This window comes from Plantibacter sp. ME-Dv--P-095 (genome assembly GCF_030209365.1).
GTDB lineage: Bacteria > Actinomycetota > Actinomycetes > Actinomycetales > Microbacteriaceae > Plantibacter.
Genome location: NZ_JARVSB010000002.1, coordinates 241,371 through 260,601 on the forward strand (window position 1 = coordinate 241,371; position 19,231 = coordinate 260,601).

Consider the following 19,231-nt stretch of genomic DNA (forward strand, 5'->3'; position numbering starts at 1 on the left):
GGAGGGGCGGCTCGGGGAGTGGAGGGAGTCCGCTCCCCGAGCCGGCCGATCGGTCAGCGCCGAGTCGTGACGTCTTTGAGCTTCCCGTTCGCGATGTGCAGGCGCCGCTCGGCGCGCTTCGCGACGGCCGAGTCGTGCGTGACGATGACGACGGTGAGCCCGCGGTCGCGCCACAGGCCCTCGAGGAGGTCCATGATCTCGTCGCGGGTCTCCTCGTCGAGGTTGCCGGTGGGTTCGTCGGCGAGCAGCACTCGGGGTTCCTTGACGAGCGCACGGGCGATCGCGACCCGCTGTTGCTGCCCGCCCGACAGTTCGGTGGGCAGGTGCGAACCCCGCTCCGCGAGTCCGACGGACGCGAGCGCCGCTCTGGCCCTCGTCTCACGTTCGGCCCGCGGGGTGCCGATCGGGACCAGGGCCATCTCGACGTTCTCCTGCGCCGTCAGCGTGGGGATGAGGTTGAACCCCTGGAACACGAAGCCGATCTCCGTGGCGCGGATCCTCCCGAGCTTCGTCTCGCTGAGCGTCGAGAGGTCGTCGCCGGCGAGGGAGATGCCGCCGGCGGTCGGTCGGTCCAGCGCGCCGAGCATCTGGAGGAGCGTCGACTTGCCGCCGCCGGTCGGGCCTTGGATGGCGACGAGCTGGCCGTCGGGGATCTCGAGGTCGACGCCGTCGAGCGCCGTGACGGAGCGCTTCGCCTGGCGGTACTGCTTGGTGAGGCCGGTGATCGTGTACATGGGGTCCTTCGTTCTGCTGGGTGGAGTGCTGCGTGGGACCGCCGGATGGTCGCGCGGAGCGGACCGCCGACGGCGGCCGGTGCGTCGCCTAGGCGACGGAGCGGAGCGCCTCGGCCGGACGGAGTCGTGCGGCGCGCCACCCGCCGATGGCACCGGCGAGCAGCCCGCCGAGGATGGCGATCCCGACGGCGATGACGATGATCCAGGCGGTCACGGGAGCCTGGAGGACGATGTCGGTGGTGGTCGCGGTCGCCGCGCCCGGGGCGCCGCCGAATCCACCGGCCGCTCCCGCCGTCGCGTCCGACGGCATACCCGCAGCGCCGCCGGGGCCGCCGAACCCGCCGCCGGCGGAGGTCGTCGCGGCCGCGCTGAGTGTCGGGGCGACGAGGTTCACGACGAGGATGCCGACGAGGCCGACCGCGACACCGACGGCGCCGCCGATGAGCGACTGCACGACGGACTCGCCGGCGACCTGGCCGACGATGCGCCGGTTGCTCCAGCCGATCGCCTTGAGCGTGCCGAACTCGCGGGTCCGGCGGGTGACGCCCGAGATCGTGAACAGGATCGCGATGAGGAACGCGGCGGCGAGCACGATGAGCGACAGCCAGGTGCCGAGGTTCGACACGAGCGTCGATGCCGAGGCGAGCGAGCCGGACACGGTGGACGCGAGGTCCTCCTGGGTGCTCACGGTCGCGTCGGGCAGTGCCGTCTCGATGTCCGTCTGGACCTGCGCGATGTCGGTCGACGAGGCGGCCTGCACGTACACGTCGCTGACCTGGCCGTCGAGCCCGGCGAGCGTCTGCGCGACGTCGAGGGGGATGTAGACGTTCGACGCGGTCGTGGCGTCGGCTCCGGAGGCGGTCACCGTGCCGACCACCGTGAACGTGGTGCCCGCGAGGTCGATCGTGTCGCCGGTGGCGATCCCCGTCTCGGTGGCGTAGGCGGCGTCGAGGACGGCGACGTCCGTGCCGGCGTCGTCGGCTGCGAGCGAGCGACCGTCGCTGAGCGTGACGGCCGAGAGCGGACCGACGGCGTCGCCCGAGGGGTCGAGTCCGAGGACCGTGAAGGAGTCGATACCGAAGGAACTGCCGCCCGCGCCGTCCGGACCGCCCTGTGGCGGGGTCGCGCCGGTCGCGTCACCGCCGGGCACGCCTGCCGTCCCGTCGGAGCCCTGCGCCTGGGAGACGTCGGGCAGCTCGCCCGTGAAGGTCGTGTTCGTGAGCGACAGCGTCGCTGCCGCGGCCTCGACGTTCGCGACGTCGGTGATCGTGTCGAGCGCCGTCGCATCGAAGGTCGACGTGCCACGCGCCGCCTCGAGCCGAGACTGGTCGACGGTCGTCGTCCCGTCGCTCGTCGCCCCGTCGCCCGAACCGAAGTCGAAGGTCTGGCCTGGGCCGCCGCCCTCCGTCGGCGCCTCGGCGGCCTGACTGACCGTGATGTCCGTTCCGACCCCGTAGACGGATTCCAGCACGGACGCCTGAGCCGTCTTCACGCCGGCGGCGACGGAGTTGACGATGATCACGAGGGCGATGGCGAGCGCCATCCCGATGGCGATGATGACGGTCTGTTTGCGACGACCGACGAGTTCCCGCCGGAGATACGTTCCGAACATGTCTGCGTTTCCTTCTGCTCCTGGTCCACGTGTCGGCATCCCGTTGCGCGGCGCCGACGATCCGCACGTCGCGGATGACTCGGACCGGACGCTACGGAGGCTCACTTGGCCTGCGCCTCGGCGACGCTATGAATCGGCCCAGGCCCTCGACGGGCGCTCCGTCGGCTCCCAGGAGGCTCAGCATCCGTCTGGCCGGTTCATGGACAGCTCATAGGGTCGGGGCCAATACTGAACGCGTGAACATGCAGACCCAGGCGTCCGGTGCGGCGCGAAGCGCACTCAAGCGGGCCGATGGCACCGCCGTGCGAGTGCTCGTCGTCGATGACGAGGCGACCCTCACGGACCTCCTGCAGATGGCCCTCCGGTACGAGGGCTGGGAGATCCGGACCGCCGCCGACGGTCGGGAGGCGCTGACGATCGCCCGCGACTTCCGACCGGACGCCGTCGTGCTCGACATCATGCTGCCGGACCTCGACGGGCTCCAGGTGCTCAACCGCCTGCGCACCTCGGGAAGCGACGTGCCCGTGCTGTTCCTCACCGCCAAGGACTCGCTCGACGACCGCATCGCCGGCCTCACCGCCGGGGGAGACGACTACGTCACGAAGCCCTTCAGCCTCGAGGAGGTCGTCGCCAGACTCCGCGGCCTCATCCGCCGATCGACGCTCCTCGCGGCGGACGAAACCGGCCCGGACATCATCGTCGGCGACCTCGTGTTGAACGAGGACAGCCACGAGGTGACGAGGGACGGGGAGTCCATCGAGCTCACGGCGACCGAGTTCGAGCTGCTGCGCTTCCTCATGCGCAACCCGCGTCGGGTCCTCAGCAAGGCGCAGATCCTCGACCGGGTGTGGAGCTACGACTTCGGCGGTCGGGCGAGCGTCGTCGAGATCTACATCTCCTACCTCCGGAAGAAGATCGACGCCGGACGTGAGCCCATGATCCACACCGTGCGCGGTGCCGGCTACATGTTGAAGATCCCGACGGTCGGTTCGTGACCACGGGCGCCCCAGCCGCCGACCCGGCAGCGACGACCGCCGGCTCCGTCCACCCGAAGCGCGCGCCCTGGACCCTGCGTCGACGCCTGATGGTCGTCGTCGTCGGGCTGCTCGCGCTCGGCAGCGTCGTCGTCGGCGTCGCGAGCGCCGTGGCGGTGAGTGGCCTCCTCACCGAGGGCGTCGACAACCAGCTCACGAAGGCCGCCGAGCGGATCGTCGACTACGGCCGGAACGGTCAGCTGTCCACCCCCGACGCGGTGCCGGACTCGGAGCTGCCCGGCGGGTACGGCGGCGGGGGCGGCGGAACCCGCGAACCTCCGGCCTTCATCGGCGCCCCGGGGCTCGGGCCCGGGGCGCTCGGAGCGATCGTCGTCGACGGCACGATCGTGAACGCCGGCTACCTCAACGCCGACGGCAGTACCGTCCCGTGCACGGAGAGCCAGGATGCGATGATCCTGACGGTCTCCGCCGGTGGCCGCCCGTCAACCATCGACCTCGGTACCTACCTCGGCGAATACCGGGTCGTCGCCGTCACCGACGCGAGCGGCGCGACGAGGGTCATCGGGCTGCCGCTCTCCGAGGTCACGTCGACGGTCATGCAGCTCGTGACGCTCATCGCGATCATGAGCGTCGTGGTCCTCCTCCTCGCCGGCCTCGCTGCGTTCGCGATCGTCCGGTACTCGCTCCGCCCGCTCGACCGGGTCGTCGCCACGGCCGCCGTCGTGGCGGAACTCCCGCTCGACCGTGGAGAGGTCGCGCTGGCCGTCCGGGTGCCGGATTCCGACACCGACCCGCGGACCGAGGTCGGCCGCGTGGGTTCGGCGATCAACCGCATGCTCGGCCACGTCTCCTCCGCGCTCAACGCACGGCAGGCGAGCGAGAACAAGGTCCGCCGGTTCGTCTCCGATGCGAGCCACGAACTGCGGACGCCGCTCGCGTCCATCGCCGGCTACTCGGAGCTGGCCGCCCGGAGGTCCGACACGCTCCCCGATGACGTGACGCACTCGCTCGGCCGCATCCGCTCCGAGGCCGGACGCATGACGACGATCGTCGAGGACCTGCTGCTGCTGGCGCGTCTGGACGAGGGACGGGAGCTCGCCAAGCGCCCCGTCGACCTCACCGAACTCGTCATCCACACGGTCGGCGACGCCCACGTCGCCGGTCCCGGGCACGTCTTCGAACTCGACTTCCCGGAGGAGCCCGTGCTGGTCACGGGGGACGCGTCGCGCCTGCAGCAGGTGATCGTCAACCTGCTGGCGAACGCGCGGACGCACACCCCGGCCGGGACGACCGTGCGGACGGGGCTCGCGATCGAGAGCGGCCCCGGCGGCGAGCTCGCGGTCCTGACCGTCGCGGACGACGGGCCGGGGATCGACCAGGCCCTCCAACCCAACCTGTTCGAACGCTTCGTGCGCGGCGACGACTCGCGGTCACGGGCCACCGGGAGCACCGGCCTCGGGCTGGCGATCGTGCACGCCGTCGTGACCGCACACCACGGTTCGGTCTCGGTCGAGAGTGTCCCCGGACGGACGGTGTTCCGCGTCGAACTGCCGGCTGCTGCGGCTCCGGCTGGGCCTGTCCGAGCGGGGGAGTGATGCGCGTGCGGCCGGGTAGCGTGGTCCCCATGTGGGTGAAGGTGTGCGGGCTGTCGGAACCGTCGAGCGTCGCGGCGGCGGTCGAAGCGGGGGCCGATGCGATCGGGTTCGTCTTCGCGCCCGGATCGCCCCGCACCGTCGAGCCGGAGATCGTCGCCTCGCTGGTGGCCGACGTCCCCGAGCACGTGCTCACCGTCGGGGTGTTTAGGCGGCAGTCGGTCGAGGAGGTCTCGCGCATCGCGGGTGAGGCCGGGGTGCAGGCGGTCCAGCTCCACGGCGACGAACCGCCCGAGGCGTTCCACGAGCTGCAGGCGATGGGGTGGCGGACCCTCCGGGCGACCTCGGCCGTGCGCTACGCGTCCCAGAACGCCGCAGAGCGCGCCGCCTTCGCGGAGGAACTTCTCCTCCTCGACGCACCCGACCCGGGCGCCGGCAAGACCTTCGACACGATCGCCCTCACGGCGAATCCGCCGACCCGCACCTGGATCCTCGCCGGCGGTCTGACCCCGGAGAACGTCGCCGGTCTCGTCGCGGAACTCCGCCCGTGGGGGGTCGACGTCTCGAGTGGGGTCGAGTCGTCGCGCGGGGTGAAGTCCCCCGAGCTCATCCGGTCGTTCGTGCACGCCGCCCGTACCGCCCGGGCGGTCTGAGCGCCTGAGGCGCACCCGCTGGTCCGGGATGTGACCAGCACGCTACATTCGTCGGATGAGGCGGTCGGTCGACCGCGACGACGACGAGGAGCGCCACCACCGTGATCGACACCATCCTGCTCGCCGCGGACGACAACGGTCGTGCCGCGATCGAGTTCATGAACGCCCCCGCCAACGTCTTCGGCGGCATCATCGGCTACGTGCTCTTCGTCGCATCCGTGTGGGGCATGTTCGAGAAGTCCGGTCGCGCGGGCTGGACCGCGCTCATCCCGATCTACAACTGGTACGTCGTCGTGAAGCTCGCCGGCTTCACGGGTGCCGCCACGATCCTGTACTTCATCCCGCTCGTGAACATCGTCTTCGGCTGGGTCGTCGGATGGCACATCGGCAAGCAGTTCGACAAGAGCACCGTGTTCCGCGTCTTCGGACTCATCCTCTTCCAGCTGATCGGATTCTTCATCCTCAGCTACGGCTCGGACCGCTTCCTCGGCAAGCAGGCCGACCGCTCCTAGACGCCTTCGGCGGGCACGAAGGCGTCACCGGGACGGCCAGGCCCACGGCGGCGTCGACAACAGGCCCTGGTCCGCGACCAGGGTCTCGCCGAGCTGCTTCACCAAGCGGTGCTCGTGCACGTCGCCGGCGTCGAGCATCGCGTCGATGAGCGGGCGGGCGTGGGAGACGACGATGAGCTGGGTGTCGGCGCTCGCCGCGGTGATGAGCCGGGCGAGGTGCGGCAGGAGCTCGCCGTGCAGGCTGGTCTCCGGCTCGTTCAGCACCATGAGCTCGGGTGGGCGCGGCGTGAGGAGCGCTGCGACGAGCAGCAGGTAGCGGAGGGTCCCGTCGGACAGTTCGCCGGCCGACAGGGGCCGGAGCATGCCGGGCTGCTCGAACTCCAGGCGGAACACCGCGTCGTCGGCGCGCACCCGGAGTCGACTGCCGGGGAAGGCCTCGTCGACGGCGGCGTCGAGTCGGTCGGCACCACCGGACTCGATGATCGTCTGCACGGCGGCCGCGAGGTCCGATCCGTCGTGCCCGAGCACCGGGGTGCGGGTGCCGACCTGCGGGACCCGGGCCGGGGCGTCGCGGTCGGTCCGGAACTGGTCGTAGAACCGCCAGCCGCGGACCTGGCTCCGGATGCGCAGGACCTCGGGCGTCGCATCGGCGTCGGAGAACTCCGTGAGGATGCTCTCCGACACCCCGAGCGCCCGGCCGGCCGGCCGCCAGGACCCGTCACGGACGCGGACCGATGGCCCCTGTCGGTCGACGAGCAGGCTGCTCGGCTTGGCCAGCGCGCCGGCGAAGATCTGCTCCCGTTTGATCTCGGGGTCGCGACCGAACAGCGTGCAGGAGGGCTGCGGGATGCCGAGGTCGACGAGGTAGCCGAGGGTGTCCGTCGCGAAACCGAGGAGGAGGCTGACCGGACCCGAGCGTCTCGTCCCACGGATCGGCGTCCCGCCGTCGACCGCGGCGTGCTGCACGTGCTCGGGTCCCGCCCAGAGGGTCGAGGAGAGCCCGCCGTCCCGGGCGAGGGACCCGACCACGTCGCCGTCGCCCGCACTCGCGAGGAGTCGGAGCGCGCGGTAGAGGTTGGACTTCCCGGAGCCGTTCGAGCCGGTCACCACGTCGAGACCGTGCAGGGGCAGCACCGTGTCGCGGATGGACCGGTAGCCGGCGATGGCGAGTGTCTGGAGCATGACTCCATGATGTCGGCCACCTGGGACATCGTCCGGTGGGGCGGTCTGCCGTGCTCCGACCGTCTCAGCCGTGCTTCTGCGTGTGCTACGGTGGTGGAAACCAAAGACCGCCGGTCACTGTCGCGTGCAAACGAGACAGTCGAAGGTTCTCATGACGAGACGTCCAGCGCAGGTGTATGAAGATCTGATCGAGGCTCGCCTCTCCCCAGCTCCGTGCGCTTGCGCCGGAGCTTTTTTCATGCCCGAACCCTTCGCCGGCCCGGCGGTTGATGCGTGCGGCCTCCGCTGCACGCATACAAGATTCGAAAAGGAGTGGCCATGGCGAACAAGGAAGCCTCGGTTGCCGAACTCACGGAGAAGTTCCAGAGCTCGACCGCCGTTCTGCTGACCGAGTACCGCGGCCTCACTGTTGCTCAGCTCAAGACCCTGCGCAAGAGCATCAGTGCGGACGCAACCTACGCCGTGGTGAAGAACACGCTGACCAAGATCGCGGCGAACAACGCCGGCATCTCGTCGTTTGACGACGAGCTCGCCGGTCCGTCCGCGATCGCATTCGTGCACGGTGACCCGGTCACCGTCGCGAAGGCTCTTCGTGACTTCGCCAAGGCAAACCCTCTCCTCGTGGTCAAGGGCGGTTACTTCGACGGTAACCCGCTGACCGCTGAAGAAGTCGGCAAGCTCGCCGACCTCGAGTCCCGTGAAGTGCTGCTGGCCAAGCTTGCCGGCGCCGTCAAGGCCTCGCTGTTCGGAGCTGCCTACCTCTTCAACGCACCGCTCTCGAAGGCCGTTCGCACGGTCGAGGCGCTGCGCGAGAAGCAGGAGTCCGCGGCCGAGTAATTCGGTTCCGCGAACAATCAACCCCGTACCTGTACGCCGCGTGAAGCGGTTGCAGGGCATGAAACAAGGAGAACAATCATGGCAAAGCTGTCAAACGAAGAACTGATCAACGCCTTCAAGGAGCTCACGCTCATCGAGCTCAGCGAGTTCGTCAAGCTGTTCGAGGAGACCTTCGAGGTCACCGCTGCTGCTCCCGTCGCCGTCGCCGGCCCGGCTGCTGCAGGCGCTGCTGTTGAAGAGGTCGAAGAGAAGACCGACTTCGACGTCATCCTCGAGGCTGCTGGCGACAAGAAGATCCAGGTCATCAAGACGGTCCGCGAGCTCACCTCGCTCGGCCTCGGCGAGGCCAAGGCTCTCGTCGACGGCGCTCCGGCTGCCGTCCTCGAAGGCGCCAACAAGGAAGCCGCTGACAAGGCGAAGGAAGCCCTCGAGGCTGCCGGCGCCACCGTCACGCTCAAGTAGTCGGTCCCCTACGGGGGACAACCACTGGGCTGGCGCCCGACTCCGGTCGGTCGCCGCTGACGATCGCGGATCTTCCTGACGAGTGCTGCACGCACTCAGCAGAGACATCCGTGATCGGAGGGCATCGCCCCCGATCCGTTCGGGAGCGATGCCCTCCGTCCGTTAACCGGAGGGCCCGCGATTCGTCGTACCGCTCTCCGCACGCACGCGCGGATGCTCTGCACCCGTCGACGACGTTCGTCGACGGTTCACGCAGGCATCCGCGTCGTCGTCCCCACTCCCCGTGAGTGTGGTGCTCGATGCGGTGCCCGAATCGGGAGAACCCATCACCATGAACACCCGTGCACGCTGGCGTGCCATCACCACCTGGATCCGGGTGCGGCTCGCATCCGTGCCCGACCGACCGGAGCGGGCCGCCGACGCCCGTCCTCCGGATCCCCGGGTCACCGTGTCCTTCACCACCTGGATGCGCTGACCCGACGACGAGCCGGTCCCCGACGTGAACCCGCGTCGGGGACCGACCGGTGGTAGATGCATAGCTGAGCTATGTATACTGGTCACATCATGACCGAGAACACCACGCATTCCCCCCTGCACACGATCCTCGGCGACCTCATCACGGCATCGCACCGGCTCACCCGCCTTGCCGCCCAGGCCACCGGATCCTCCGAATCTCCAGCCGTCTGGCGCACGCTCTCCGTGCTCACCACGGTCGGGCCGGTCCGGGTCGGCGAACTGGCCCGACAGAGCCGCGTCTCGCAGCCCACCATGACGAAGCTCGTCCAGAGCCTCGACGAACGCGACTGGATCAAGCGCATCGCCGACGTCGACGACCACCGGGCCTGGCTCATCGCCATCGCCCCCAATGGGACCGCGGCCCTGCTCGCCTGGCGCGACGAACTCACCGACGCCCTGGAGCCGGCCTTCACGGACCTGGGCGACGACGACCTCGCCGCCATCGCGCGAACGGTCGAGATCATCCAGGAACGCGTGGCTGTCGAGGTCGCCTCGGAGCTGACCGCATGAGCCGGGACACCGCTGCACACCCCGTGACCCCGATCGCCACCTCGAACGCCGTCGGTGGACACGGCCACGGCGGAGGGCTCGCCGGGATCCTCCACCAGCCGAAGGCCGTCTGGGCCGTCGCCTTCGCGAGCGTCATCGCGTTCATGGGCATCGGCCTCGTCGACCCGATCCTCCCCGCCATCGCCGAAGACCTGCAGGCGACCCCGACACAGGCCGAGATGCTCTTCACGAGCTACCTGCTGGTCACCGGTGTCGCGATGCTCTTCACGAGCTGGCTCTCGAGCCGGATCGGCGCCAAGCGCACCCTGCTGATCGGCCTCGCGCTCGTCGTGGTGTTCGCCCTGCTCGCCGGGCTGTCGGACTCCGTCGGCGCCGTCATCGGCTTCCGTGCCGGCTGGGGACTCGGCAACGCCCTGTTCATCTCGACCGCGCTGGCGACCATCGTCGGTGCGGCCAGCGGTGGTCGTGCGAACGCGATCATCCTCTACGAGGCGGCGCTCGGGCTCGGCATCGCCATCGGCCCGCTCCTCGGCGGCCTCCTCGGCGGGATCGGGTGGAAGTGGCCGTTCTTCGGCACCGCGACCCTCATGGCCGTCGGGTTCATCGCGATCGTGGTCCTGCTGAAGACGGAGGGGCCGAAGCCGACGCCGCTGAAACTGTCCGCGCCGTTCCGTGCCCTGGCGATCCCGTCGCTCGGCATCCTCGCCGCGGCAGCGCTCTTCTACAACATCGGCTTCTTCACCCTCCTGGCGTACTCGCCGTTCCCGCTCGGGCTCGACGCGATGGGACTCGGGTTCACCTTCTTCGGATGGGGCGTCGCGCTCGCGATCACGAGCGTCTTCGTGGCGCCGTTGCTCACCGCCCGGATGCGCCGGACCTCGGTCATCAAGCTGGTGCTGCCGCTGCTGGCACTCGACCTCGTGGTCGGCGGCCTCCTCGTCGAGTCGACGGCCGGTCTCATCGTCTGCATCGTCGTCGGCGGGCTCCTGCTCGGCGTGATGAACACCGTCCTCACCGAGGCCGTGATGGAGGCGACGGACCTGCCGAGCAACGTGGCGTCCTCCGCCTACTCGTCCGTGCGGTTCCTCGGGGGAGCGATCGCCCCGCCGGCCGCCGCGGAGATCGCGAAGCTCGTCTCGCCGGCCGCGCCGTACTACGTGGCCGCCGGGTCGATCGTGATCGCCCTGCTCATCGTCGTCATCGGCCGCAAGCACCTCGCCCGGGTCGACGGGCCCGTGGAGAGCGACATCGACGAGGCCATCGCGATCACGGCAGCCGACGCGAGCTGACCGCTCCGGCCGGCTCGAAGGGACGTCGAAGCGTCACTCCGCCCCTTCGGGCCGCGTCGTGGTCTGCCTGATCATCAGCCGCGTCGGCCACTGCACCTCGGTGACCGCGTCGCCACCGGCCTCGCCGTCGGGGTCCTGGGGACGACGGCCCTCCTCGAGGTCCTGGAGCAGGATCTCGACGGCGCGACGACCCTGCGCCCTGGGTTCCTGCTCGAAGGTCGTCAGCGCGAACATCTCCGCGTAGGAGTGCCCGTCGATGCCGATCACCGAGAGCTCCGCCGGAACGGTGATCCCGAGGCGTCTGGCGGCGATGATGATGCCGATCGCCACCTCGTCGGTCGACGCGAAGACCGCCGTCGGCCGGATCCGGGCGTCGCGGAGCAGCTGGGCCGCGGCCTCGTAGCCGCCGGGCAGCGAGTGGACCGCCGGCAGGACGTGCACGGTGGAGGCGAGGCCTGCCTCCTCCATCGCCGCCAGATAGCCCGCGAGCCGTCGGCCGTGGACGGTGTCCGTCTGCAGCTCGGCGTCGTGACCGGTGATGTGCGCGATGCGGGTGTGCCCGAGCGTGATGAGGTGCTCCGTCGCCTCCCGCCCGATCGCCTGGTCGTCGATGTTGATCGAGTGCGCTCCCCGGATGTTCCCGCCGATCGAGACCAGCGGCCTCGGGTTCGCGAGCAGGCGGGCGATCTCGTCCTGCGAGGCCTCGATGCCGATCGAGATCATGCCGTCGAAGCGCTTGTTCGTGAGGTACGAGTCGAAGATGCGGTCGCGGTCCGCGGCGTCCGGCGGCAGGTGGTGCAGGGTCAGGTCGTAGCCCCTGGCGCGCAGTGCGCTCTCGGCCCCCTCGAGCACCTCGCCGAAGTACCAGCGGTTGAGGAACGAGGTGAGGACACCGATCGCCAGGGTGCGTCCGGTGGACAGGCTCGCGGCGATCGGTGACGCGACGTAGCCGATCGTGGCCGCCGCCTGGACGACGCGTTCGCGCGTCTCGGTCGACACGTATCCGCGTCCGGTGAGCGCTCGCGAGGCCGTCGCTTTCGAAACGCCGGCGAGGGCCGCGACATCGCTGATGGCACCACTCATGCCGACTCCCTCCGTTGGGTAGCACCACCATAGCGAATCTGGAACGGACCTGGAACACGGGCATGGAACGGATCCATAACGGCTCGGCCACGATTCCGGCGCAAATCCGCGTGATTTCGGTGGGAGCGCTCTCACTGTCTATTTCGTTATGTTCTCGTGCTTGCATCCTGGTCCGCGGTGAAGTACTTTGACGCATGGAAACGGTTCCGCATCCGGAACGATTCCGCACCAGTGCATCATCGGAACGGCTCGACCCTGGAGTCGTTCGAACCTGCAGCACTCAATGAGGAGGACACAGATGAGTTTCATTCGGACCCGCCGGACGGCCCTGCCGCTGGCCGTCCTAGCCGTCGCGGGCGTCGCGCTCACCGCCTGTTCAGGCGGATCCGGCAGCAGTGGCGGTGGCGACGACGACAAGACCGTCACCATCTACGGCACGATCGCCGACACCGAGGCGGAGCTGCTCGAGCAGAGCTGGGCCGACTTCGAGAAGGAGAGCGGCATCACGATCAAGTACGAGTCCTCCAAGGAGTTCGAGTCGCAGATCGGTATCCGCGCGCAGGGCGGCAACCCGCCCGACCTCGCGATCTTCCCGCAGCCCGGCCTCCTGGCCGACCTCGCCAAGCGCGACTACCTGAAGCCCGCGCCCGAGGGCGTCACCGCCAACGTCGAGAAGTACTGGTCGAAGGACTGGGCCCGCTACGGCACCGTCAACGACACCCTGTACGGCGCTCCGCTCATGGCGAGCGTCAAGGGTCTCATCTGGTACCAGCCGTCGAAGTTCGCCGAGTGGGGCGTCGAGGTCCCGAAGACCTGGGACGAGCTGCTCGCCGTGACGAAGACCATCCAGGAGAAGACCGGTGCGGCTCCCTGGTGCGCCGGTTTCGGCTCCGGCGACGCGTCGGGCTGGCCCGGCACGGACTGGATCGAAGACCTCGTCCTGCGTCAGCAGGGCCCGGACGTCTACGACGACTGGGTGGCCAACAAGGTCAAGTTCACCGACCCGAAGATCAAGGAAGCCTTCGACTCGGCCGGCGAGATCCTCAAGAACCCGGAATACGTCAACGCCAGCTTCGGTGACGTGACCTCGATCAACTCCACGGAGTTCGGCGACGTCGCCCCGGCACTCGCGTCCGGCGCTTGCGCGCTGCACCACCAGGCGTCGTTCTTCTCCGGCTTCCTCGAGGACGCCGGCGCGACCGTCGCTCCCGACGGTGACGTGTGGGCCTTCGTGACCCCCGGCATCGAAGAGGGCGAGACCGCCGTCACCGGTGGTGGCGAGATCGTCGGCGCGTTCAGCGACGACGAGAGCACCGTCAAGGTCCAGGAGTACCTGTCGAGCGCCGAGTGGGCGAACAGCCGTGTGAAGCTCGGCGGTGTCATCTCCGCCAACAACGGCCTCGACCCGGCCAACGCCTCCACGCCGATCCTCAGCCAGGCGATCGAGATCCTGCAGGACGAGAAGACCACGTTCCGCTTCGACGCCTCCGACCTGATGCCCGGTGCCGTCGGCGCCGGAACCTTCTGGAAGGGCCTCGTGAACTGGATCAACGGCGACGAGACCGACCAGGTGCTCAAGGACATCGAAGCCGGTTGGCCGTCCGCCGAGTAGTCGACAACCGGAACTGCTGCTCATGAGCGGAAGCGTCGGAGGGTGATCACCCTCCGACGCTTCCGCCTCGGCAGTGGATCCCCCTAGGGTTCACTCAGGGTCCAACGCCGTACTCGAAAGGCTAGCTATGTCAGGTTTCCTCAACTGGTTGGGCGGACTCCCACCGCTCGCCCAGATCCCGATCGTCGTCATCGCCTTCGCCGCGGTGGTCGCCCTCCTCCTCTTCTTCGTGGACATCGCTCCGCGCAAGGGCACGCTCTACACGGTCATCCGCCTGGCGTTCTGCGTCCTGGTGCCCGTCATCGTCGTCCTGTTCTTCGGCTCCTTCCTCTGGGCCGCGGCCGTCGCCGCCGTCCTCGGTGGGGTGCTCTTCCTGCTCGACTACCGGTCGAAGAAGGGCGTCGGCTACCTCGTGCAGCTCGTCGGCTTCCTCGCACCCGCGTTCCTGCTGCTCCTCATCGGCCTCATCCTCCCGACGATCAACACCACCGTCGCCGCGTTCATGTCGGCCTCGGGCAAGAACTTCGTCGGCTTGAACAACTTCATCTGGCTGTTCACCCAGCCGAGCGCCATCCGGACCGTCGTCAACACGATCATCTGGGTGCTCCTCGTCCCCGCGCTGTCGACGGCCTTCGGCCTCGCGTACGCGGTGTTCATCGACAAGTCCCGCGGCGAGAAGTACTTCAAGATCCTCGTCTTCATGCCGATGGCGATCTCCTTCGTCGGAGCGTCCATCATCTGGCGCTTCATCTACGCCTACCGTGAGGCCGACGCCACCCAGATCGGTCTGCTCAACCAGATCGTCGTCTGGTTCGGCGGCACCCCGGTGCAGTGGTTGCAGAACGAGCCGTGGAACACGCTGTTCCTCATCGTCGTGCTCATCTGGGTGCAGACCGGATTCGCGATGGTCGTCCTGTCCGCCGCGATCAAGGGCGTCCCGACCGAGCAGATCGAAGCCGCCGAGCTCGACGGCACCAACGGTTGGCAGCGCTTCACCAACGTCATCGTCCCCGGTATCCGCTCCTCGCTGGTCGTCGTCGTGACGACGATCTCGATCGCGTCGCTGAAGGTCTTCGACATCGTCCGCACCATGACCGCCGGCAACAACGGCACCTCGGTCATCGCGAATGAGATGTACACCCAGTTCAAGAACTTCGAGAACGGCCGGAGTGCGGCGTTCGCCGTGATCCTGTTCATCCTCGTGCTGCCGATCGTCATCTACAACGCGCGGCAGATCAAGAAGCAGAGGGAGATCCGATGAGTGCTGTGCAGCCGATCGAACTACCGATCGACGACTCCACCAAGAAGCAGCTCGAGCAGGGTGAGCGCGGCATCGAGGCCGCGAGCCGCCGGACGAAGAAGCGCCTCACGAGCCGTGGCGCGACCATCGCCGCGGTCGTGATCGCGGTCCTCTGGACGATCCCGACGTTCGGACTCTTCGTCTCCTCGTTCCGGCCGGAGCAGCAGGTGAAGACCACCGGTTGGTGGACGATCTTCGCCGACTTCCAGGTCACCATCGACAACTACGTGCAGGTGCTCCAGGCGGGTAACTCGACGCTGAACCTGGCGGGGTCGTGGGTCAACTCGATCGCCATCGCCATCCCGGCGACGCTCCTCCCGCTCGTGATCGCGAGCCTCGCGGCGTACGCGTTCGCGTGGATCGACTTCCGTGGCAAGAACTTCCTGTTCATCATGGTGTTCGCCCTGCAGGTCGTGCCGATCCAGATGGCCCTCGTGCCGCTGCTGTCGACGTTCTCCCGTGGGCTGAACGTCTTCGGTCTGCAGGTCGGTGAGGGTCTGGACGCGAGCGGCACGTTCGCGCAGGTGTGGATCGCGCACACCATGTTCGCGCTGCCGCTGGCGATCTTCCTGCTGCACAACTTCGTCGCGGAGATCCCCGGCGAGGTCATCGAGGCGGCCCGGGTGGACGGTGCCGGTCACGGCCAGATCTTCTTCCGGATCGTGCTCCCGCTGACGATGCCGGCCATCGCGTCCTTCGCGATCTTCCAGTTCCTGTGGGTGTGGAACGACCTCCTGGTCGCCCTCATCTTCGCGGACGGTGAGGTCGCGCCGATCACGAAGCTGCTCGCCGAGATCACGGGTACCCGAGGGAACGAGTGGCACCTCCTCACGGCCGGTGCGTTCATCTCGATCCTCGTGCCGCTCGTGGTGTTCTTCGCCCTGCAGCGCTACTTCGTCCGCGGGCTCCTCGCCGGTTCGACGAAGGGCTGACCCGACGCCGCGGTTCGATCCTCCGATCGACAGCGTCGTCGGTGTGCCGATGCCCCGGGAGCTCACGCTCCCGGGGCGTCCGTGCGTCTGCGGGCCGCTCTGTGGTTCACAATTCAGGACGATGTCCGCGTGTCGGGTCTGTCGCCGGGTTACGACGGTCGACGCGCCGGGTCCGTCCTGAGTTGTGAACAGAGACGTGGGTGGGGGAGTTCGGCGGCAGTGTTCACGATTCAGGCAAGGTGCGGCGTGCCCCGCCCGTTTGAACGGATGGTGGTCGCAACACGCGGTGAAGCTCCTGAGTTGCGGACCGTCTGACACCTGCAGCGGCGCATCGAACGGCCGGAGAAGTTCACGACTCGGCGAGAGCCGAACGAACGGCGCCTTCGACGGCGTACCAGTCGTCCATGACCATCCGGTAGGTGAAGCGGAGGACGCGGTACCCGCGGATCGCGAGCATCGCGTCCCGCCACCGGTCCTGCTCGTGGGCATCGGGTGTGTCGTGAAACTCGCGTCCGTCCCACTCGATCACGACCCGCCCTCCCAGGACGAGGTCGACCCGCCCAACTCCTGCGATGGGTACTTGATGTACTCCGCGGATGCCCACGCGCTCGAGGCGGATCCGACCGATGGTCTCGAGGAAGCTGTGGCAGCCGCTCTCTCGTCGGGGGGAGGGCGTCGAAGAAGCGGCGGGGGAGCTCCCGCAACCAGTCCTCGAGATGTGCTGCACCGCGCGGATCGACGTTGATGAAGGAGTCGAACGCGGCCACGGCGATGTCCGGGTGCTGGCAGGCCGCGATCTGCAGGGTGGTCTCGTACGGCGAGGTCAGGAGCTTCGGGCGGTCATGTCTGGAGAGGGGCGAGTGCCAGTGCAGGACGAGACCTTGCAGGTCTCGGAACTCCTCGGCACTGGGGTACGTCGTCCGATCGTCGGGGTGGCGGAGTCGTGAGGCGTTCTCCGGAAGGCTCACATGCAGCTCGCCCCTCCTTGCGACGGCCCAGCCATGACGCTCCGCGGCGGAGACGCAGCCCAGGCGGCCACCCACCCGGACGGCGCGGACCAAGGCGGGATCTGCGTCGGGAGCCGCGTACCAGCCTCGGCGCGGACGAATGAGCAGGCCGGTCGCCACTGCGAAGGTCAGTTGTCGTCCCGTGAAACCGTGGTCGATCAGTTCACGCCGAGTCACCACCTGTCCCAGGCGCTCGACTGCGCTCGCGAGTTCGATCATCACCTCAGCGTCGTCGTCTCACCTCCGGAGGCGGCCAGCGTCCTCGTGTCGGCGTATCGATCGGGGCAGATCGACCGGCTGTGGAGCGCCCTCGTGTCGGTCCACAATTCAGGATCGTGCGCGGCGCGTCGGTCAGCGGGCACACAAACGGAGGCGAAACGCCGGGTCGCTCCTGAGTTGTGAACCGGCGGGCGAGGACCGGGGGCGGGGAGGTCGGTGGGCGGGGATAAGGTGGCGGGATGAGCATGCACGGGGGACGGGGCGGACCACGCGGTGGTGCCCCCGGGGGTGGCGGGCCCCGCGCCGGCAGCCGCGTGAGCGGCGGCGACACCGAGGCGCAGAAGGCGCTCAACGCGGAGGCTCCGAGGATCCCCGACCTCGGGAAGCGCATCGTCGCCCTGTTCATCCCGTTCCGCGCGAAGATCATCCTCACGATGGTGCTCGTCGTCGTCGGCGCCGCCCTCGCGGTGCTGCCGCCGCTCCTCGTGAAGCAGGCGTTCGACGTCGGGCTGTTCCCCACCGACGGCGGCGCGCCGAACCTCGTCGCCCTCGCGGAGATCGTCGGGGTCATGATCGCGCTGTTCATCATCGCGGCCCTCCTCGGCGTCTGGCAGACCTACCTCACCGCCACCGTCGGCAACAGCGTCATGGGCGCCCTGCGCATCAAACTGTTCTCGCAACTCCAGGCGATGGAGCTGAGCTTCTTCACCCGCACGAAGACGGGCATCATCCAGTCGCGGCTGCAGAACGACGTCGGTGGCGTCGCGAACGTCCTCACCAACACGGTGTCGAGTGTGCTCGGCAACACCGTCACCGTCATCTCCGCCCTCGTCGCCATGCTCATCCTCAACTGGCAGCTGACGATCGTGGCGCTCATCCTCATGCCGATCCTCGTGGTCGCCCAGCGTCGGGTCGGCCAGGTGCGTGCGCGCATCGCGACGAAGACGCAGGAGTCCCTGTCGGAGATGACGGCGATCACCCAGGAGGCGCTGAGCGTCTCCGGGGTCCTGCTCGCGAAGAGTTTCAACCGCCAGGACACCGAGGTCGAACGCTACAGCGCCGAGAACCGCACCCAGATCCGCCTCCAGGTGAGCCAGGCGATGAGCGGCCAGTGGTTCTTCGCGATGGTCAACATCTTCCTGTCGTCGATCCCGGCGATCGTCTACCTCGTCGCCGGCTACCTCATCACCGGGGGCGTGACCGACGTCACCGCGGGCTCCATCGTCGCGTTCACGACGATCCAGGCGCGCCTCCTGTTCCCGCTCATGGGCGTCATGCGCGTCGCCCTCGACCTGCAGACCTCCGGCGCCCTGTTCGCGCGCATCTTCGAGTACCTCGACCTCAAACCGTCGATCGCCGACCGCCCAGGGGCCGCGCCGCTTCCGGACACCGCCCCCGCGATCCGCTTCGACGACGTCACCTTCCGGTACGCGGACGCACAGGACGACTCCACCCCGACGCTCGACGGCGTCTCGTTCACGATCGAACCCGGACAGTTCGCGGCGTTCGTCGGGCCGTCGGGTGCCGGGAAGACCACCATCTCCTACCTGATCCCGCGCTTCCAGGAGGTCTCCGGCGGCCGGGTCACCGTCGCCGGGGCCGACGTCCGCGACGTCACCCAAGCGTCGCTCGTGTCACGCATCGGGATCGTCAGCCAGGAGACCTACCTCTTCCACGCGACGATCGCGGAGAACCTCCGGTACGCGAAGCCCGACGCGACCGCCGAGGAGCTCGAGGCGGCCTGCCGGGCGGCGAACATCCACGAGGCGATCATGCGCTTCGAAGACGGCTACGACACGCTCGTCGGTGAACGCGGATATCGCCTGTCGGGCGGGGAGAAGCAGCGCATCGCCATCGCGCGCGTGCTGCTGAAGGATCCCGAGGTGCTCATCCTCGACGAGGCGACGAGCGCCCTCGACACGATCTCGGAGCGGGTGGTGCAGATCGCCCTCGACGACGCGACCCGCGGACGCACGACGGTCTCGATCGCCCACCGCCTGTCGACGATCGTGCACGCCGACGTCATCTTCGTCCTCGACCGCGGGCGCATCGTCGAGCAGGGCACGCACCTGGAGCTTCTCGCGGCCGGTGGCGTGTACGCGACCCTTTACGCGCAGCAGGCCGTCACCGCCTGATCCGGGCGTCACGCGACGCACGGCACGGACACCGAGCGCCCGCCGCGCC

General features: G+C 68.7%; 18 protein-coding genes. 13 read left to right on the forward strand and 5 right to left on the reverse strand.

Annotated elements, in window-relative coordinates; genetic code table 11:
* Positions 1-53 precede the first annotated feature (53 nt).
* On the reverse strand, positions 54-734 hold the full coding sequence (locus QRN26_RS02285) for an ABC transporter ATP-binding protein (RefSeq protein ID WP_285035096.1): 681 nt from the start codon (positions 732-734) through the stop codon (positions 54-56).
* Positions 735-822: 88 nt separating this feature from the next.
* Positions 823-2,346 (reverse strand): ABC transporter permease, encoded by a 1,524-nt coding sequence (locus QRN26_RS02290; RefSeq protein ID WP_285035097.1) that lies wholly within the window; start codon positions 2,344-2,346, stop codon positions 823-825.
* A 242-nt stretch (positions 2,347-2,588) separates the two neighbouring features.
* Here QRN26_RS02290 and QRN26_RS02295 point away from each other — a divergent pair, with 242 nt between their 5' ends.
* From QRN26_RS02295 to QRN26_RS02310, 4 genes are all read left to right on the forward strand, one after another.
* The gene (locus QRN26_RS02295; protein WP_285035128.1) at positions 2,589-3,341 is read left to right on the forward strand and encodes a response regulator transcription factor; all 753 of its coding nucleotides are present in this window, start codon (positions 2,589-2,591) and stop codon (positions 3,339-3,341) included.
* The gene (locus QRN26_RS02300) at positions 3,338-4,936 is read left to right on the forward strand and encodes a sensor histidine kinase (RefSeq protein ID WP_285035098.1); all 1,599 of its coding nucleotides are present in this window, start codon (positions 3,338-3,340) and stop codon (positions 4,934-4,936) included. The genes QRN26_RS02295 and QRN26_RS02300 overlap by 4 nt, the downstream gene beginning before the upstream one ends.
* Positions 4,937-4,965: 29 nt before the next feature.
* On the forward strand, positions 4,966-5,586 hold the full coding sequence (locus QRN26_RS02305; RefSeq protein ID WP_285035099.1) for a phosphoribosylanthranilate isomerase: 621 nt from the start codon (positions 4,966-4,968) through the stop codon (positions 5,584-5,586).
* A 101-nt stretch (positions 5,587-5,687) separates the two neighbouring features.
* Positions 5,688-6,098 carry a DUF5684 domain-containing protein gene (locus tag QRN26_RS02310; RefSeq protein ID WP_056776598.1) on the forward strand — a complete coding sequence of 137 codons (411 nt, stop codon included), beginning with the start codon at positions 5,688-5,690 and terminating at the stop codon, positions 6,096-6,098.
* A 24-nt stretch (positions 6,099-6,122) separates the two neighbouring features.
* On the opposite strand, the gene QRN26_RS02315 is transcribed toward QRN26_RS02310, so the two are convergent.
* Positions 6,123-7,280, reverse strand: coding sequence for an AAA family ATPase (locus QRN26_RS02315; RefSeq protein ID WP_285035100.1), 1,158 nt, complete (start codon positions 7,278-7,280; stop codon positions 6,123-6,125).
* Between the two features lie 318 nt (positions 7,281-7,598).
* On the opposite strand from QRN26_RS02315, the gene rplJ reads away from it, so the two are divergent.
* The 5 genes from rplJ (at position 7,599) to QRN26_RS02340 (ending at position 10,894) form a co-directional block, all read left to right on the forward strand.
* A complete protein-coding gene (rplJ, locus tag QRN26_RS02320; RefSeq protein WP_056014121.1) occupies positions 7,599-8,117 on the forward strand; it encodes a 50S ribosomal protein L10 in 519 nt (172 codons plus the stop codon).
* Positions 8,118-8,195: 78 nt separating this feature from the next.
* Positions 8,196-8,579, forward strand: coding sequence for a 50S ribosomal protein L7/L12 (rplL, locus tag QRN26_RS02325; RefSeq protein WP_056014124.1), 384 nt, complete (start codon positions 8,196-8,198; stop codon positions 8,577-8,579).
* A gap of 331 nt (positions 8,580-8,910) precedes the next feature.
* Positions 8,911-9,054: a hypothetical protein gene (locus QRN26_RS02330; protein ID WP_285035101.1), complete on the forward strand. Its 144-nt coding sequence runs from the start codon at positions 8,911-8,913 to the stop codon at positions 9,052-9,054.
* An 89-nt stretch (positions 9,055-9,143) separates the two neighbouring features.
* Positions 9,144-9,605, forward strand: a complete 462-nt coding sequence (locus tag QRN26_RS02335) for a MarR family winged helix-turn-helix transcriptional regulator (RefSeq protein ID WP_285035102.1) — start codon at positions 9,144-9,146, stop codon at positions 9,603-9,605.
* Positions 9,602-10,894 (forward strand): MFS transporter, encoded by a 1,293-nt coding sequence (locus QRN26_RS02340; RefSeq protein ID WP_285035103.1) that lies wholly within the window; start codon positions 9,602-9,604, stop codon positions 10,892-10,894. The genes QRN26_RS02335 and QRN26_RS02340 overlap by 4 nt, the downstream gene beginning before the upstream one ends.
* Positions 10,895-10,927: 33 nt before the next feature.
* On the opposite strand, the gene QRN26_RS02345 is transcribed toward QRN26_RS02340, so the two are convergent.
* Positions 10,928-11,977 carry a LacI family DNA-binding transcriptional regulator gene (locus tag QRN26_RS02345; protein WP_056014132.1) on the reverse strand — a complete coding sequence of 350 codons (1,050 nt, stop codon included), beginning with the start codon at positions 11,975-11,977 and terminating at the stop codon, positions 10,928-10,930.
* Between the two features lie 298 nt (positions 11,978-12,275).
* On the opposite strand from QRN26_RS02345, the gene QRN26_RS02350 reads away from it, so the two are divergent.
* The 3 genes from QRN26_RS02350 (at position 12,276) to QRN26_RS02360 (ending at position 15,821) form a co-directional block, all read left to right on the forward strand.
* Positions 12,276-13,589 carry an ABC transporter substrate-binding protein gene (locus tag QRN26_RS02350; RefSeq protein ID WP_056014135.1) on the forward strand — a complete coding sequence of 438 codons (1,314 nt, stop codon included), beginning with the start codon at positions 12,276-12,278 and terminating at the stop codon, positions 13,587-13,589.
* A 127-nt stretch (positions 13,590-13,716) separates the two neighbouring features.
* Positions 13,717-14,850, forward strand: coding sequence for a carbohydrate ABC transporter permease (locus QRN26_RS02355; protein WP_285035104.1), 1,134 nt, complete (start codon positions 13,717-13,719; stop codon positions 14,848-14,850).
* On the forward strand, positions 14,847-15,821 hold the full coding sequence (locus QRN26_RS02360) for a carbohydrate ABC transporter permease (protein WP_056014140.1): 975 nt from the start codon (positions 14,847-14,849) through the stop codon (positions 15,819-15,821). The genes QRN26_RS02355 and QRN26_RS02360 overlap by 4 nt, the downstream gene beginning before the upstream one ends.
* A 349-nt stretch (positions 15,822-16,170) precedes the next feature.
* Here QRN26_RS02360 and QRN26_RS02365 read toward each other — a convergent pair whose 3' ends face one another.
* On the reverse strand, positions 16,171-16,548 hold the full coding sequence (locus tag QRN26_RS02365; protein ID WP_350223901.1) for an endonuclease domain-containing protein: 378 nt from the start codon (positions 16,546-16,548) through the stop codon (positions 16,171-16,173).
* A 744-nt stretch (positions 16,549-17,292) separates the two neighbouring features.
* Here QRN26_RS02365 and QRN26_RS02370 point away from each other — a divergent pair.
* A complete protein-coding gene (locus tag QRN26_RS02370; RefSeq protein ID WP_502927361.1) occupies positions 17,293-19,182 on the forward strand; it encodes an ABC transporter ATP-binding protein in 1,890 nt (629 codons plus the stop codon).
* Positions 19,183-19,231: the final 49 nt, after the last annotated feature.

Excerpts from the sequence above, each read along its gene's own strand:
- QRN26_RS02340 (WP_285035103.1), top strand. The coding sequence starts at position 9,602 with ATGAGCCGGGACACCGCTGCACACCCCGTGACCCCGATCGCCACCTCG.
- QRN26_RS02345 (WP_056014132.1), bottom strand. The coding sequence starts at position 11,977 with ATGAGTGGTGCCATCAGCGATGTCGCGGCCCTCGCCGGCGTTTCGAAA.
- QRN26_RS02295 (WP_285035128.1), top strand. The coding sequence starts at position 2,589 with ATGCAGACCCAGGCGTCCGGTGCGGCGCGAAGCGCACTCAAGCGGGCC.
- QRN26_RS02290 (WP_285035097.1), bottom strand. The coding sequence starts at position 2,346 with ATGTTCGGAACGTATCTCCGGCGGGAACTCGTCGGTCGTCGCAAACAG.
- QRN26_RS02335 (WP_285035102.1), top strand. The coding sequence starts at position 9,144 with ATGACCGAGAACACCACGCATTCCCCCCTGCACACGATCCTCGGCGAC.
- rplL (WP_056014124.1), top strand. The coding sequence starts at position 8,196 with ATGGCAAAGCTGTCAAACGAAGAACTGATCAACGCCTTCAAGGAGCTC.
- QRN26_RS02360 (WP_056014140.1), top strand. The coding sequence starts at position 14,847 with ATGAGTGCTGTGCAGCCGATCGAACTACCGATCGACGACTCCACCAAG.
- rplJ (WP_056014121.1), top strand. The coding sequence starts at position 7,599 with ATGGCGAACAAGGAAGCCTCGGTTGCCGAACTCACGGAGAAGTTCCAG.
- QRN26_RS02285 (WP_285035096.1), bottom strand. The coding sequence starts at position 734 with ATGTACACGATCACCGGCCTCACCAAGCAGTACCGCCAGGCGAAGCGC.
- QRN26_RS02305 (WP_285035099.1), top strand. The coding sequence starts at position 4,966 with ATGTGGGTGAAGGTGTGCGGGCTGTCGGAACCGTCGAGCGTCGCGGCG.
- QRN26_RS02355 (WP_285035104.1), top strand. The coding sequence starts at position 13,717 with ATGTCAGGTTTCCTCAACTGGTTGGGCGGACTCCCACCGCTCGCCCAG.
- QRN26_RS02350 (WP_056014135.1), top strand. The coding sequence starts at position 12,276 with ATGAGTTTCATTCGGACCCGCCGGACGGCCCTGCCGCTGGCCGTCCTA.
- QRN26_RS02315 (WP_285035100.1), bottom strand. The coding sequence starts at position 7,280 with ATGCTCCAGACACTCGCCATCGCCGGCTACCGGTCCATCCGCGACACG.
- QRN26_RS02370 (WP_502927361.1), top strand. The coding sequence starts at position 17,293 with ATGCACGGGGGACGGGGCGGACCACGCGGTGGTGCCCCCGGGGGTGGC.
- QRN26_RS02330 (WP_285035101.1), top strand. The coding sequence starts at position 8,911 with ATGAACACCCGTGCACGCTGGCGTGCCATCACCACCTGGATCCGGGTG.